Origin of the sequence: Cupriavidus sp. GA3-3, assembly GCF_000389805.1 — a bacterium.
GTDB lineage: Bacteria > Pseudomonadota > Gammaproteobacteria > Burkholderiales > Burkholderiaceae > Cupriavidus > Cupriavidus necator_D.
The window spans coordinates 1-14955 of record NZ_KB944487.1; the positions used below are offsets into that span (position 1 = coordinate 1).

The following is a 14955-nucleotide window of genomic DNA, read 5'->3' on the forward strand; positions in this document are numbered from 1 at the left end:
TGGCTGGCGCCGGCGTGGGCGCGGCCGGCCGCGGCGTGCCCACGGCAGGCAAGCCGGCGGTGCGGGCCGGTGCGGGCTTGCGCTCGACTACCGCATCGAGCGGCAGCGGAAACTTGTTGCGAGGGGGCGTGGTGCTCATCGGGGGCGCGACACTGCGGATCGGTGGCCTACTTCAACCACTGGTCGAGCGCGTCGAGCTGCCCGCGGTGCGTCAGGTCGAGCTGCAACGGCGTGAGCGAGACATAGCCCGCCGCAGCTGCATGGAAATCGGTACCCTCGCTGGCATCGCGCGCATCGCCCGCCGGACCGATCCAGTAGTTGGTGTCGCCGCGCGGATTGACCTGCGTGATCACCGGCTGCGACGGATGGCGCTTGCCCAGGCGCGTGGCACGGTAGCCCTTGATATGTTCGAACGGCAGGTTCGGGATATTGACGTTGAGCAGGAACGGCTCGGCCGGCGGCGTGCCGATGATGCGCTCCACCACGGTGCGCGCCACGCGTGCCGCGGCGTCCAGGTGCTCCCAGCCCTTGTCCACCTGCGAGAAGGCGACCGACGGAATGCCCAGCAGGTAGCCCTCGATGGCGGCGGCGACGGTGCCGGAGTACAGCACGTCTTCGCCCATGTTCTGGCCCTGGTTGATGCCGGACACCACCAGGTCGGGTTTCTCTTCCAGCAGGCCCGTCAGCGCGATATGCACGCAGTCGGTCGGTGTTCCGTTGACGAAGCGAAAACCTTTTTGCACGCCTTCGCGCGCTTCGTAGATCGACAGCGGCCGCTGCAGGGTCAGGGAGTTGGAGGCACCGCTATGGTTCTGCTCCGGCGCGATGACCGTGATCCGGCCCAGCGGCGCGAGCGCGGCATGCAAAACGGCCAGTCCCGGCGCGAGATAACCGTCGTCGTTGGCGAGAAGGATATGCATGGCGCGATTGTACCTGAGCGCGCGCGCGCAAGCGGCCCGTGCGCCGCCCTGAAAGCACGTTTCTGGCGCTGTATGCAGGCCGCAAATAACCACCTCCATAGCTTGGACATGGAACAGAACGACCGTGCTATTTCTACGCTACACTTGCCCTGCCCGCCCGCATAAGCTTGACTGGCGTGAAATGCCACCAACATCACCGGAGACAAGATGAAAGCCGTACTGTGCAAAGCCTGGGGCCCGCCCGATTCGCTGACCATCGAAACCCTGCCTGACCTGGTGCCGGCCAAGGGCGAAGTGGTCATCGACGTCAAGGCGGCCGCCGTCAACTTCCCGGATGTGCTCATCATCCAGAACAAATACCAGGCCAAGCCTGCCCTGCCGTTCAGCCCGGGCTCGGAGCTGGCCGGCGTGGTCAATGCGGTCGGCGAAGGCGTCACCCACGTCAAGCCCGGCGACAAGGTGATCGCCTACCTGGGCAACGGCGCGTTCGCCAGCCAGGCCAAGGCGCCTGCGGCGTCGGTGGTGCCGATGCCGCCCGGCATCGACTTCGAGACCGCGGCGGCGTTCACGCTGACCTACGGCACCTCACACCACGCGGTCATCGACCGGGGCGAGCTGAAGGCCGGCCAGACCATGCTGGTGCTGGGCGCGGCCGGCGGCGTGGGCCTGGCGGCGATCGAGATCGGCAAGGCCATCGGCGCGCGCGTGATCGCCGCCGCCTCGACCGACGAGAAGCTGGCGGTGTGCAAGGAGCACGGCGCCGACGCGCTGATCAACTACAGCACCGAGGACCTGCGCGAACGCATCAAGGCGCTGACCGACGGCAAGGGTCCGGACGTGATCTATGACCCGGTGGGCGGCATCTATGCCGAACCGGCCTTCCGTTCGATCGGCTGGCGCGGCCGCTACCTGGTAGTGGGTTTTGCCAACGGCGAGATCCCCAAGCTGCCGCTGAACCTGGCGCTGCTCAAGGGCGCCTCGCTGGTGGGCGTGTTCTGGGGCGACTTCGTGCGGCGCGAGCCCAAGGCCAACCAGGCCAATATGGCGCAGATGCTGGGCTGGATGAAGGAAGGCAAGATCCGCCCGCATATCTCGGCGCGCTATCCGCTGGAGCAGGCTCCGCAGGCGCTCAAGGACATGGAAGCGCGCAAGGTCACCGGCAAGATCGTGATCGTGCCCTGAGCGGCACGCAGGCCGGCGGCGCGCCCTGCCCGCCGGTAAAAGAAGGGCGCAAGGCGTGCGGCTACGCCCTGCGCCCGGCTGAGGCAACGCGCCTCAAGCTGCCAGCCGCCCTCGATGGCGCACACCCATGCGCCAGGCGGCCGGCAGTTCCCAACAGGCCGATGAGGCCATTCCGGCCATTCAGGCCGCCCCTTCCTCAGAAGCGGTGCTGCAGGCCGGCCATGACGCCGGTCTGGTTGTTGGCGAAGCCGACCAGGTCGCGCGAGACGCTGACGTTCTGCCCGTTGCGCGCATCGGCATAGCCCACCGACAGGTAGGCCAGCGTGCGCTTGGACAGCGCGTACTGGCCGCGCAGCGAGAACAGGATCGGGTCGGCGTTGTTGCCGCCCTTGATGTTCTGCTTGTAGACCGCGCCGTACAGCGTGAAGGCCGGCGTGAAGTCATAGCTGGCGCCGCCCCAGTACATGTCGCTGCGGTCCGTCGCCGCGCCGGTGGTGAAGGTGCGCTTGTAGTTGCGGTAGCCGGCAAACAGCTTCAGGTCGCCGAAGTCATAGCTGGCGCCGGCATGGATGCCCTGGATGTAGTCGGTGCTGTCGGCCGGCGTGGTGCTGCTGCCGGCGCCGTTCTGGCGGTCCCAGGTGGCGGCCGCGGCAAACTTGCCGGCGCTGTAGCCCACCCCCAGCGCGTACTTGGACGAGCTCTTGAAGTCCCCCGCCACCTCGCCCATGGCCACGGTGGCGCCCAGCTTCAGGCCGCCGAAGCTGCCGTCATAGCGGACCGCGTTCGAGGCGCGCGAGAACAGGCCGTCCTTGCGGCCGCCGGTGGCGGTCGACGAAGTAGCCCACGAATAGGCCGGCGCGTAGCCCATCGGGTCGAACGGCAGCATGAAGTCGTAGGTCGTGGTAAAGGTGCGGCCCAGCACCACCTGGCCGTAGCGGCTTGCCAGGCCCACCGTGGCACGGCGATCGAACAGCGTGTTGTCGGTGTCCAGCCTGCCGGTGTCGATGGCGATGCCGCTTTCCAGGGCGAAGATCGCCTTCAGGCCGCCGCCCAGGTCTTCGCTGCCGCGGATGCCCCAGCGCGAGGTGTTCTTGCCGCCCGAGGTCAGCTTGACCGCCGAGCCGTCCGGACCCGCGTGGCTGACATATTCGATGCCGGCGTCCACCAGGCCATACATGGTCACGCTCGATTGGGCGGATGCCGATCCGGCCGCAGCCAGACCCATCGCTGCGAATGCCATTGCCCTACGCTTCATGCTATCTCCTTGCTTGTGCTTGTTGTGTGAATCATTAGCCGGCCGGATGGTAGGGGACGCGCACTTTCAGTTCGCTTTCGGAATGCAGGCTTTTCGCGGGCACGGCGCCGCTGCGGGATTGGGGGTTTCCCTAGCTTCTAAGCCGGCGCACTTCCCTGTATCTGTCTGGCCTCGGCCGTTCCGGCCGGATTTCCGTATTGCCGCCTGACTGCCCTGCCCCATGCGTATCCTGCTTGCCGAAGACAACGTGATGCTGGCCAATTCCCTGAGCCAGGCCCTGGGCCAGGCCGGCTTCACGGTCGACTGCATGCACGACGGCCGCAGCGCCGACAACCTGCTCAGCACGCAGGACTACGCGCTGCTGATCCTGGACCTGGGCCTGCCCGGACTGGACGGCCTGGAAGTGCTGCGCCGCCTGCGCCAGCGCCGCAACCCGCTGCCGGTGCTGATCCTGACCGCGCACGGCTCGGTCGAAGACCGCGTGCGCGGCCTGGACCTGGGCGCCGACGACTACCTGGCCAAGCCCTTCGACCTGTCCGAACTGGAAGCGCGCGCCCGCGCGCTGATCCGCCGTGCCCACGGGCATGAGAGCACGCAGATCGCCTGCGGCCCGCTGCACTACGACAGCGTCAGCCGTGCCGTCCTGCTGCACGGCGAGCTGCTGCCGCTGACCGGGCGCGAACGCGCCGTGCTCGAGGTGCTGCTGCTGCGCGATGGGCGCGCGGTGAACAAGGCGGCGCTGTCGGAGAAGATCTTCGGCATCGACGAATCGGTCAACCCGGATGCAATCGAGATCTACGTGCACCGGCTGCGCAAGAAGCTCGACGGCAGCGGCGTGGCCATCGTCACGCTGCGCGGGCTGGGCTATCTGCTCGAAGCGCGGCCGGCGGCATGAGGCTTCCACGACAGGCGCCCAGCCTGCGCCTGCAGCTGTCGCTATGGCTGCTGCTGCCGCTGATGGCCCTGCTCGCCTTCGATGCGTGGCTGACCTATGAGCGCGCCATGTCTGCCGCGCATATCGCCTTCGACCGCACGCTGGAGGCGTCGCTGCGCGCAATGCGCGAAGGCATCCGCCTGCGCGAGGGGCGGCTCCAGGTCGACGTGCCAAACCTCGCGCTGGAACTCTTCGACGACCAAGCCGGCCCGCGCATCTTCTACCGCATCCGCGACGAGGACGGCGCAACCGTGACCGGCTACGACGACCTGCCGATGCCGGCCGAGGCGCCGCTGCGGCTGTACCGCACCGAGTTCTACGACACTGTCTTCCGCGAGCACCCGCTGCGCATGGCGGCCCAGGCGCTGCCGGTGCACGACGTGGGCTCGGCACGCACGCGCCTGGTGTGGGTGCTGGTGGGCGAAACCATCGAGCCGCGCCAGCTGCTGGCGCGCGACATCCTGATCGGCTCGCTGCTGCAGGAGCTGATGCTGGTGACGCTGGCGCTGGGCATCGTCTGGCTCGGCGTGCGGCGCGGGCTGCGGCCGCTGAACCGGCTCTCCGACACGGTGGCGCGACGCGGCACGCAGCTCGACCCGATCGAGCAGAAGGACCTGCCCGCCGAGATGAAGCCGCTGGTGCAGGCGCTGAACCAGTACATGGACCGGCTCCACGGCATGGTGCAGGCGCGCAAGCGCTTCTTTGCCGATGCTGCGCACCAGCTCAAGACGCCGCTGGCGATCATCCAGGCGCAGTCCGAGCTGGCGCTGCGCGAGCGCGACGCTGAACGCGTGCGCGAGCATATGCGGCTGCTGCACGGCACCGTGCGCCATGCCTCCAAGGGGGTACAGCAGCTGCTGTCGCTGTCGCGGCTGGAGCCTGATGCGGGCTATATGCCCACGCTCGGGCCGCTGCGGCTCGATGCGCTGGCGCAAGGCGTGGCACTGGACTGGGCGCCGGTGGCGCGTGGCAGCGAGGTCGACCTGGGCTTCGAGCAGGAAGGGTCGGTGGAGGTCGCCGGGCAGGCGGAGCTGCTGCAGGAGCTGACGGGCAATCTGATCGACAACGCGATCCGCTATGCGGGGCGCGGTGCGGTGGTCACGGTGCGCGTGGCGCTGCACGGCGGCGTGCCGCGGCTGCAGGTGATCGACAACGGCCCCGGCATTGCTCCGGCAGAGCGCGATGCGGTGTTCCGGCGCTTCTATCGCGGCGAGAGCGGACAGTCCGTGGAAGGGACCGGGCTGGGGCTGTCGATCGTGCGCGAGATCGCGCGGCTGCATGGTGCAGCGGTGGAGCTTGCGGATACGCCCGGAGGCGGGCTAACGGTGTCTGTAAACTTCAGCGCTGCCGGCCACAAACCCGAGACTTGCTCTTGACCGCTTGGGCGCCCCCTCTCCCGCAAGCGGGAGAGGGGGCAAACCGCCGGCCAGCAACGCTTACCGGCAAGTCCTGCATCAAAGCTTCTCCGTCTCCCCGCTCTTCGGCTGCCACTTCATCAGCCGCTTCTCACCCATGCCGACCATCCAGTCCAGCACCAGCGCAAACGCCGTCAGCACCACGATGCCGGCAAACACGGTATTGATGTCGAAGGTGCCTTCGGCCTGCAGGATCAGGTAGCCCACGCCGCGCGCCGAGCCCAGGTATTCGCCCACCACCGCGCCCACGAAGGCCAGGCCCACCGAGGTATGCAGCGACGAGAACACCCAGCTGGTGGCGCTGGGCAGGTAGACATGGCGCAGCAGCTGCTTCTGGTTGGCGCCCAGCATGCGCGCGTTGGCCAGCACCACCGGGCTCACTTCCTTGACGCCCTGGTAGACGTTGAAGAAGACGATGAAGAACACCAGCGTCACCGCCAGCGCCACCTTCGACCAGATGCCCAGGCCGAACCAGACCGCGAAGATCGGTGCCAGGATCACGCGCGGCATCGAGTTCATGGCCTTGACGTAGGGGTCGAGGATGGCCGAGGTCATCGGGCTCAGCGCCAGCCACAGGCCCACGCCCAGCCCCGCCACCGTGCCGATGCCGAAGGCCAGCACGGTTTCGATCAGCGTCACGCCCAGGTGCAGGTAGATATCGCGCTCGACGATAAACCAGCTCCAGATGCGCTGCGCCACCATCAGCGGTTCGCCGAAGAAAAAGGCAACCTGCTGCGAGCGCGTGGCCATATGCCACACGCCGAGGATCACCACCAGGACGAGCAGCTGCCAGACGCGCAACATGCCCTTGGAATCAGTACGGAATGCCATCGGGATTCAGGTCTTGTTAGGTTGGAGGGCTCACGCCACCTTGCGCTGCTGGGCGTAGCCCTTGAGCACTTCCTCGCGCAGCACGTCCCAGATCGCGGCGTGCAGCTCGACAAAACGCGGATGGTTGCGGATCTCGGCCACGTCGCGCGGGCGCGGCAGGTCGATCTCGAACTCGCCGATCGGGTGTGTGCCGGGGCCGGCCGACAGCACCACCACACGGTCGCTCATGGCAATGGCCTCGTCCAGGTCGTGGGTGATGAAGAGCACGGCCTTGCGCTTGGCGGCCCACAGCTCCAGCACCTCGTTCTCCATCAGCTGGCGGGTCTGGATATCCAGCGCCGAGAACGGTTCGTCCATCAGGATGATGTCCGGGTCCAGCACCAGCGTCTGCGCCAGCGCAACACGCTTGCGCATGCCGCCCGAGAGCTGGTGCGGATAGCGGTCGCCAAAGCCGCCCAGGCCCACGCGGCGCAGCCATTCCTCGCCCTGCTGCACGGCCTCGGCGCGCGCCACGCCGCGGAACTCCAGGCCGGCGACGACGTTGTCCAGCGCGCTGCGCCAGGGCATCAGCGCCTCGGTCTGGAACATATAGCCGGCGCGGCGGTTGATGCCGCGCAGGGGCTCGCCGAACACGCGAATCTCGCCGCTGGAGGGTTCCAGCAGGCCGGCGCCGACGTTGAGCAGCGTGGATTTGCCGCAGCCGGTGGGGCCGACCACGGAGACGAATTCGCCGGGCTGGATCGACAGCGTGACGTCCTGGACCGCGGTATAGCGCTGGCTGCGGTCATCGCGCGAGACAAAAGTGCAGGTGACCTTGTCGAGGGAAAGTGCGGGAGTGCTCATGGTGAACCGTCTCGGTCCCGCCGTGGCGGCGCCGGGGGGCGCGGCGCGGGCGGGTGATGATGGATTGGCCGTCAAGGATTCAAAGCAAAGGCCCGCTGCGGACAGCGGGCCGATGGCATCGACGGCGAGGGTCTTACTTGTACTTGGCGTTGGCCTTCTGCACGAAGGCGTTGGTGTAGGTCTCTTCCAGCTTGACCGGCTTGCCCTTGAGCTCGGCGTCGAACTGGCTCAGCGCGTTGAACGCGGTGCGCGGGCCGTCGGCCGGCATGGTGCCGTCCGGCGAGATCGCTTCCTTGACCTTTTCCCACGCGGCCAGGTACAGCGCGCGGTCACCCAGCAGGTAGCTTTCCGGCACAGTCTTGACGATGTCCGACGGGCCCGCCTTCTGCAGCCACTTGAGCGCGCGCACCATGGCATTGGTCAGCGCCTGCGTGGTGTTGGGGTTCTGCTGGATAAACGCCTGCGACGCATACAGGCAGCCCGACGGCATGTTGCCGCCGAACACGGCCTGGGTGTCCTTGAGCGTGCGGGTGTCCGAGGCGATGCGCACTTCGTTCTTCTGCGTCAGCATCGAGATCACCGGGTCCAGGTTGGCCATCGCATCGATCTGGCCCGAGCGCATCGCTGCCACCGCACCGGCGCTGGCGCCCACGCCGATGAACGACACGTCCGAAGGCTTCAGCCCGGACTTGGCCAGCACGAAGTTGGCCATCATGTTGGTCGACGAACCCGGCGCGGTCACGCCGATCTTCTTGCCCTTCAGGTCGGCGATCGACTTGAAGTTGGGCATGGTCTTGTTCGACACCACCAGCACGATCTGCGGGGCGCGGCCCTGCAGCACGAATTCCTGGTAGCGCTGGCCCTTGGCCTGCAGGTTGATGGTGTGCTCGTAGGCGCCCGAGACCACGTCGGCGCTGCCGCCCACCACGGCCTGCAGCGCCTTGGCACCGCCGGCGAAGTCGACGATCTCGACGTCCAGCCCTTCTTCCTTGAAGTAGCCGAGGCGCTCGGCAATGGTCAGCGGCAGGTAATAGAACAGGTTCTTGCCGCCCACCGCGATGGTGACCTTGGTCTTCTCGGGCTTGCCCTGTGCCTGCGCCTGGCCGAAGGTGAACCAGCCGGCCAGGAACAGCGCCAGCGCGATCAGGAATTGCTTCCAGAATTTCTTGTTATACATGCGAGATCTCCTACCCGTGTGGACTGGCGCTGCGGCGACATGCGCTCGAAGGGGGCGCGCCGCGGTGCGGCAAATTGCGATGCTACCGGACGGTGCGATGCACCGCATCGGTATCAACACCTAGCAAACCCGCCAGCATAACGCCCTTACCTTTCGATCACCTTGCCGCAGCCCGCGCCATCATTCCGCGTGGATGTCGGCGGACTTGATCACCTTGCCCCAGCGCGCGAGTTCCGCCTTCTGGTACTGACCCAGCTGCTGCGGGTTCATGTACTTGGCCTCGGCGCCCAGGTCCTCGGCCTTCTTGCGGAAGGCTTCGGTGCGCATGATCTTGTCGATTTCGCCAGTCAGCTTGTCGATCACCGGCTTGGGCGTGCCTGCCGGTGCGTACATCGCGAACCACGACGACACGTCCAGGTCGGGGTAGCCGGCCTCGGGCGCCGACGGCACGTCCTTCAGGCTGGGCAGGCGGGTCTTGCTGGTCACCACCAGCGGACGCAGCTTGCCGGCGGCGATATGGGCCATCAGCGGCGGCGGCGTGGTGATGGTCAGGTCCACCGAGCCGCCCAGCAGGTCGGTCATGGCCGGACCGGTACCCTTGTAGGGCACGTGCGTGATTTTCGTGCCGGCCATCTGGTTCAGCAGCTCGGTCGAGACGTGCTGCAGCGAGCCGTTGCCCGACGAGGCGTAGTTGAGCTTGTCCGGATTGGCCTTGGCGTAGGCCACCAGTTCCTTCAGCGACTTGACCGGCAGGCTCGGGCGCACCACCAGCACCTGCGGCGCCGACAGGATGTTGGCCACCGGCGCAAAGTCCTTGACCGGGTCCCACGACAGGCTCTTGACCAGCAGCGGCGTGATCACGTGGAAGCCCGAGTACTGCAGCATCAGCGTGTAGCCGTCCGGCTTGGCCCGCGCCACCAGTTGCGCGGCGATGCTGCCGTTGCCGCCGGGACGGTTGTCCACCACCACCGGCTGGCCGAGCGCCTTGGACAGCGGTTCCGCAATCATGCGCGCCGCGATGTCGGTGGTGCCACCGGCCGCGGCCGATACCACCAGCGTCACCGGACGGGCGGGATAGGTACCGTCCTGCGCCAGGGCGACGGGCGCGAACCATGCCGCACCGAGTGCCGCCAGCGTGGCGGCTACGGCCTTGCGCCGTGCGGGCATGGCGGACTTGCGTTGAAGGGCTTGCTTCATGAGGGTCTCCGTTATCTGTTGGATGTGTTGTTCTTGTCTGGGTGCCGGCTATGCCTGCCCGGCGAAATGCTCCGCCATCCAGGCCGGCGGCTGGTGCGTGCGCAGGCGCGGGCCGGCGCTCAGCAGCTGGCTGTGGAGGTCGCGCCCGACCAGCGCCGGCATGCCGGCCACCACCTCGAGCAGCGCGCCCAGGTCGACGCCGGTCTTGACGCCCATGCAGTCGAACATGTGGACCAGGTCTTCGGTGCTGACGTTGCCACTGGCACCGGGGGCGTAAGGGCAGCCACCCAGGCCGCCGGCGGCCGCGTCGAAGCGCGTCACGCCGGTCTGCCAGGCAGCCAGGGCATTGGCCAGGCCCATGCCGCGGGTGTTGTGCAGGTGGATGGTCAGGCCGGTATCGGGCAGCGCGGCCTGGAAGGCCTCGCACAGCGCCGCGACCTGGTCCGGGTAGGCCATGCCGGTGGTGTCGCACAGCGTGATGCCGTCCGCGCCGGCCTCGGCGAAGCGGGTGGCCAGTGCCATCACCGCGGCGCTGTCGACCTCGCCCTCGAAGGGACAGCCGAACACGGTCGACAGCGAAATATTGACCGGCACTCCGGCGCCGCGCGCCGCCTCGATCATCGCCAGCAATTGCGCTTGCGACTGCTCGCGCGTCATGCGCAGGTTGGCGCGGTTGTGGGTCTCGCTGGCCGACATCACCAGGTTGACCTCGTCCGGCCGGCACGACAGCGCACGCTCCAGCCCGCGCAGATTGGGCACCAGCGCGGTGTAGCGAACGCCCGGGTGGCGCCGCATGCGGTGCATCAGTGCCTCGGCGTCGGCCAGCGCCGGGATGGCGCGGGCCGAGGTGAACGAGGTGGCTTCGATGCGGGCAAAGCCGCAGGCCGACAGCGCGTCGAGAAAGGCGACCTTGGCATCGGTCGGCACCACCACCGGCTCGATCTGCAGGCCGTCGCGCGGCGCGACTTCGTTGATCTCGACGCGGGCGGGACCGCTCAGTTTGGTGGCGGCGCTCATGCGATCACCTTGCGCGCACGCAGGTCGGCGATGGCGGCGTCGTCGAAGCCTGCCTGCTTCAGCACCGTATCGGTATGCTCGCCGAGCGTCGGCGCGCGGTCATGGATCTCGCCGGGGCTGGCCGACAGCTTGGGCACCACGCCCGGCACTTCCACCGTGAGCCCGCCGGCCGAGGTCACCGACTCGATCACGCCGCGGGCGCGGTAGTGCGGGTCTTCGGCAATGTCCTTGACGGTATAGATGCGGCCCGACGGCACCTGCGCGTCGCGCAGCAGCGCCAGCGCCGAGTCCACCGTCTGCGTGCGGGTCCAGTCGGCGATGGCGGCATCGATCTCGTCGACGCGCTTCACGCGGCCATCGTTCTGCGCCAGCGACGGATCGTCGGCCAGGTCGGGCCGGCCGATGGCCAGCATCATGCGCTTGAAGATGGCGTCGCCATTGGCCGCCACCAGCACGTATTCGCCGCTGGCACAGGGGTACGCGTTGGACGGCGCGATCCCCGGCAGCGCGCCGCCGGCGGGCTGGCGCACCGCGCCAAAGGCCGAGTATTCCGGCAGCAGACTTTCGCTCAGGTTGAACAGCGACTCGTACAGCGCCACGTCGATGACCTGGCCTTCGCCGCCGCGCGCGTCGCGCTGGTACAGCGCCAGCAGCACGCCCATGGCGCCGTGCAGGCCGGCGATGGTGTCGCCCAGCGACAGGCCGGCGCGCACCGGCGCGCGGCCGGGCTCGCCGGTCAGGTGGCGCAGGCCGGCCATGGCTTCGGCCACCGCGGCAAAGCCGGGCTCATCCTTCTTCGGCCCGGTCTGGCCATAGCCCGACACGCGCAGCATGATCAGGCGCGGGTTGTCGGCATGCAGCACGTCCCAGCCCAGGCCCCACTTCTCCATGGTGCCGGGGCGGAAGTTCTCGATCAGCACGTCGGCCTCGGCGGCCAGCTTGCGCACCAGTGCCTGGCCTTCCGGCTGGCGCAGGTCGATGCAGATCGACTCCTTGTTGCGCGACTGCGCCTCCCACCAGACCGAGGTGCCTTCATGCAGCATGCGCCATTTGCGCAGCGGGTCGCCCTGCCCCGGCGGCTCCACCTTGATGATGTGGGCGCCAAAGTCGGCCAGGGTCTTGGCGGCAAAGGGGCCGGCGATGAGTTGTCCGAGTTCGAGGACGCGAATGCCCTCGAGGATCTGTTGCGCCATGGGGTGTCTCCGTGCGATGCGGTGTCTTGTTGCAGTGCGGCAAGCCCAATGACTGGCTTGTCATACATTGCGTTCGAACGGAGTGTGCCCCAGCAGGGGGCCTGCCAGGAATCGGCAATCGGAGAAGCGGGCTTTCTCGGAACGCGAAAGGCTGCGGAGCCGCCTCAGCGCGGGCGCGTCAGAACGGCGCCCGGTCCCCGCACAGGTGGGTGATCAGCAGACGGGCCGAGACTGTCAGCCCGGCCGGGTCGCGCAGCCCGATCAGCAGCGAGCGGCGCGCCCAGGCGTCTTGCAGCGACACCAGCGACAGCCCCATCGACTTGACGTGCGGCTCGGCAGCGATGCGCGGCAGCACGCCCACGCCCAGGCCGGCCATCACCATGCGGCACATGGCATCGAAGCTGCGCACCTGGATGCGCAGCCGGAACGGCCGGTCGAGCCGGCTGCTCTCCTCGAGCAGGCGCGCGGCCAGCGAGGTTTCCTGCGGCAGGCTGACGAAGTCGAATTCCAGCGTATCGGCATAGTGCACCGGGCCGCGCGCGGCCAGCGGATGGTTGGGCGGCGTGATGATGACCAGCTCGTCCTGCCGGTACTCGATCGTCATCAGCCCGGCCGCGGGGGTGCGGTCGGCAAAGATGCCCACGTCGGCACGGTTCTCGACCAGCGCGGCGACGATATCGCGGCTGTTCTGCTCTTCCAGCTCGATGCGGATGGTGGGATGACGCTGCATGAACGACGCCAGGTCGTCGGGCAGGAACTGCGTGATCGCCGAGGTGTTGGCGCACACCCGCACCTGCCCGCGCACGCCCGAGGCGTAGTCCGACATCACGCCGGCCATGCGTTCGACGTCCTGCAGGATGGTCAGCGCATGGTGGAAGCAGGCCTGGCCGGCCTCGGTCAGCTGCACGCCGGCGGCATGGCGGAAGAACAGCGGCGCGCCGACCGCGGTTTCCAGGTCGGAGATGCGCTTGCTGGCGGCGGCCACGGCCAGGTGCGACTGGCGCGCGCCGGCCGAGATGCTGCCCTGCCGGGCCACGGCGACGAACAAGCCAAGCGTGACGAGATCGAAGCGGGCCAGGTTCATGGGAGAGGCAGGCGGCTGAAGAAGGCGGAAGAACGCGGTGACCGGCGCGCGGGCAATCGGCCCCGCGCGATCGTGCTCAGAGGTTGCGGCGGTCCATCACCGCACGCGCGATGGTACCGGCATCGACGTACTCCAGCTCGCCGCCCACCGGCACGCCGCGCGCCAGGCGCGACACCTTGAGGCCGCGCGCCTTGAGCATTTCGCCGATGTAGTGCGCGGTGGCCTCGCCTTCGCTGGTGAAGTTGGTGGCGACGATGACTTCGCCGACCGGGCCGCCCAGCTCGGGCTCGGTGGCGCGCGCGAGCAGCCGGTCAAGATGGATCTCGCGCGGGCCGATGCCGTCCAGCGGCGAGAGCCGGCCCATCAGCACGAAGTACTTGCCGCGGTAGGTCAGGGTCTGCTCGATCATGACCTGGTCGGCCGGGGTTTCCACCACGCACAGCACCGAGGCGTCGCGGCGGTCGTCCAGGCAGGTCTCGCAGATCTCCTGCTCGGTGAAGGTATTGCAGCGCTGGCAATGGCGGATATGGTCCGCCGCGCCGCGCAGCGCATCGCCCAGCTTGCGCGCGCCCTCGCGGTCGTGCTGCAGCAGGTGGTAGGCCATGCGCTGGGCGGACTTGGGCCCGACGCCGGGCAGCACCCGCAGCGCTTCGACCAGTGCCTGCAGCGAGGTCGGGGACGATGCCTTCACAGTGGCGTTCAGAACGGCAGCTTGAAGCCCGGGGGCAGCGGCAGGCCCGAGGTCATCGAGCCCATCTTTTCCTGCGAGGTGGCTTCGGCCTTGCGCACGGCGTCATTGAAGGCGGCGGCGACCAGGTCTTCCAGCAGGTCCTTGTCTTCGCCCTCGGCCAGCAGGCTGGGGTCGATGGTGACGCGCTTGACGTCGTTCTTGCAGGTCATGACCACCTTGACGAGACCGGCGCCGGACTGGCCCTCGACCTCGATCTGGGCCAGCTGCTCCTGCATCTTCTTCATGTTTTCCTGCATCTGCTGGGCTTGCTTCATCAGCCCGGCGAGTTGACCTTTCATCATGATGGAATGCTCCTGGATTCGGTAAGAAATTCGGTGAAGTAAGTTCGGTAAAGCAAACGCAGGCCGCGGATCAGGCGGCGCGCGGCTGGATCGAGCCCGGCACGATCTGGCCGCCAAAATCGCGCAGCAGGCCCTGGACAAAGGGATCGGCCTCGATCACGGCCTCGGCTTGGCGCTGGCGCTCGGCGCGCGCCTCGGCATCGGCGGCCGCGGCCGTGATGGAAACCCCGCCGACTTCGCAGACCACGCGCACCGGCTCGCCGAAGTGGTCGCACAGCGCCTGCTGCAGCCGCTCGGACACGCCGTTCTCGCCCAGGGCCGCGACCGGGATGCGCAGGTGGAAGGTACGTCCGACCACCTGGGTCAGTTCGCTCTGGTAGGCCAGCTGCTGCGCCAGGCCCTTCAAGGGCAGGCCGGCGGCCAGCACCGGCCATTCGCCGGTGAAGGCCGGCGGGGTGCCATCCTCGCCCGCTGCTGGCGGGCGCGGGGCGACGAACTTGGCGGACTCTGCCGGCGCCGCGGCTGGCTGCACCGGAGCGGTCTCGCGCGCCGGCTCGGCCTCGCGCGCGGGCGCCCGGCGCGGCCCGGCGGCACGCGCTGCCGGTTCGTTGAAACCGTTGTCGCGGTAGCCAGGATCGCTGTCATAGGGGCCGATGACCGGCAGGTCAGGCGGCAGCTCTTCCCACGGCGGCACATCGCTGCCACCCGCCAGCTCCCAGGGCGGCACGGATTCCGGCTCCGCCTGGCGCGCGGCGGGCCGTGCCGGCGCTGCCGGCGACTGCATGGGCGCCTTCGCAACCGGTGCCGGCGGCCGACTCACGGCTGCCGCGCCGGGCGCGCGCAAGGGTTGGGCCGGCGGGCGCTGCGCGGCAGCC

14 protein-coding genes and 2 pseudogenes are annotated in these 14955 nt (G+C 68.4%); 3 read left to right on the forward strand and 13 right to left on the reverse strand.

Annotated features, from left to right (window positions below; genetic code table 11):
* Nucleotides 1-139 (reverse strand): annotated as a pseudogene (locus C265_RS33225) (protein-L-isoaspartate O-methyltransferase); the annotation flags it as partial.
* A 28-nt stretch (nt 140-167) separates the two neighbouring features.
* A complete protein-coding gene (surE, locus tag C265_RS20970; RefSeq protein ID WP_010814245.1) occupies nt 168-920 on the reverse strand; it encodes a 5'/3'-nucleotidase SurE in 753 nt (250 codons plus the stop codon).
* A 207-nt stretch (nt 921-1127) separates the two neighbouring features.
* On the opposite strand from surE, the gene C265_RS20975 reads away from it, so the two are divergent.
* A complete protein-coding gene (locus tag C265_RS20975; protein ID WP_010814246.1) occupies nt 1128-2102 on the forward strand; it encodes an NADPH:quinone oxidoreductase family protein in 975 nt (324 codons plus the stop codon).
* 196 nt (nt 2103-2298) lie between these two features.
* Here C265_RS20975 and C265_RS20980 read toward each other — a convergent pair whose 3' ends face one another.
* A complete protein-coding gene (locus C265_RS20980; protein WP_037024946.1) occupies nt 2299-3357 on the reverse strand; it encodes a porin in 1059 nt (352 codons plus the stop codon).
* Between the two features lie 220 nt (nt 3358-3577).
* On the opposite strand from C265_RS20980, the gene C265_RS20985 reads away from it, so the two are divergent.
* Together C265_RS20985 and C265_RS20990 are read left to right on the forward strand one after the other, a co-directional pair.
* On the forward strand, nt 3578-4252 hold the full coding sequence (locus tag C265_RS20985; protein ID WP_010814248.1) for a response regulator: 675 nt from the start codon (nt 3578-3580) through the stop codon (nt 4250-4252).
* Nucleotides 4249-5667: a sensor histidine kinase gene (locus tag C265_RS20990; RefSeq protein WP_010814249.1), complete on the forward strand. Its 1419-nt coding sequence runs from the start codon at nt 4249-4251 to the stop codon at nt 5665-5667. Before C265_RS20985 ends, C265_RS20990 begins: the two co-directional genes overlap by 4 nt.
* A gap of 78 nt (nt 5668-5745) precedes the next feature.
* Here the strand turns inward: C265_RS20990 and C265_RS20995 are convergent, their stop codons facing one another.
* The 10 genes and pseudogenes from C265_RS20995 to C265_RS21040 all read right to left on the reverse strand — a co-directional run.
* Complete coding sequence (locus tag C265_RS20995; RefSeq protein WP_010814250.1) at nt 5746-6537, reverse strand: ABC transporter permease; 792 nt, start codon at nt 6535-6537, stop codon at nt 5746-5748.
* 30 nt (nt 6538-6567) lie between these two features.
* Entirely contained in the window at nt 6568-7380 is an 813-nt protein-coding gene (locus tag C265_RS21000) for an ABC transporter ATP-binding protein (protein WP_010814251.1), read from the reverse strand.
* 133 nt (nt 7381-7513) lie between these two features.
* Entirely contained in the window at nt 7514-8557 is a 1044-nt protein-coding gene (locus C265_RS21005) for an ABC transporter substrate-binding protein (RefSeq protein WP_010814252.1), read from the reverse strand.
* A 180-nt stretch (nt 8558-8737) separates the two neighbouring features.
* Entirely contained in the window at nt 8738-9754 is a 1017-nt protein-coding gene (locus tag C265_RS21010) for a tripartite tricarboxylate transporter substrate binding protein (RefSeq protein ID WP_010814253.1), read from the reverse strand.
* Nucleotides 9755-9802: 48 nt separating this feature from the next.
* Nucleotides 9803-10771 carry a hydroxymethylglutaryl-CoA lyase gene (locus tag C265_RS21015; RefSeq protein ID WP_010814254.1) on the reverse strand — a complete coding sequence of 323 codons (969 nt, stop codon included), beginning with the start codon at nt 10769-10771 and terminating at the stop codon, nt 9803-9805.
* Nucleotides 10768-11964 carry a CaiB/BaiF CoA-transferase family protein gene (locus C265_RS21020; RefSeq protein WP_010814255.1) on the reverse strand — a complete coding sequence of 399 codons (1197 nt, stop codon included), beginning with the start codon at nt 11962-11964 and terminating at the stop codon, nt 10768-10770. The genes C265_RS21015 and C265_RS21020 overlap by 4 nt, the downstream gene beginning before the upstream one ends.
* A 178-nt stretch (nt 11965-12142) precedes the next feature.
* Nucleotides 12143-13048 (reverse strand): LysR substrate-binding domain-containing protein, encoded by a 906-nt coding sequence (locus tag C265_RS21025; protein WP_010814256.1) that lies wholly within the window; start codon nt 13046-13048, stop codon nt 12143-12145.
* Nucleotides 13049-13124: 76 nt separating this feature from the next.
* Nucleotides 13125-13739: a recombination mediator RecR gene (recR, locus tag C265_RS21030; protein ID WP_010814257.1), complete on the reverse strand. Its 615-nt coding sequence runs from the start codon at nt 13737-13739 to the stop codon at nt 13125-13127.
* Between the two features lie 8 nt (nt 13740-13747).
* Entirely contained in the window at nt 13748-14080 is a 333-nt protein-coding gene (locus tag C265_RS21035) for a YbaB/EbfC family nucleoid-associated protein (protein WP_010814258.1), read from the reverse strand.
* Nucleotides 14081-14150: 70 nt separating this feature from the next.
* Nucleotides 14151-14955 (reverse strand): annotated as a pseudogene (locus tag C265_RS21040) (DNA polymerase III subunit gamma/tau); the annotation flags it as partial.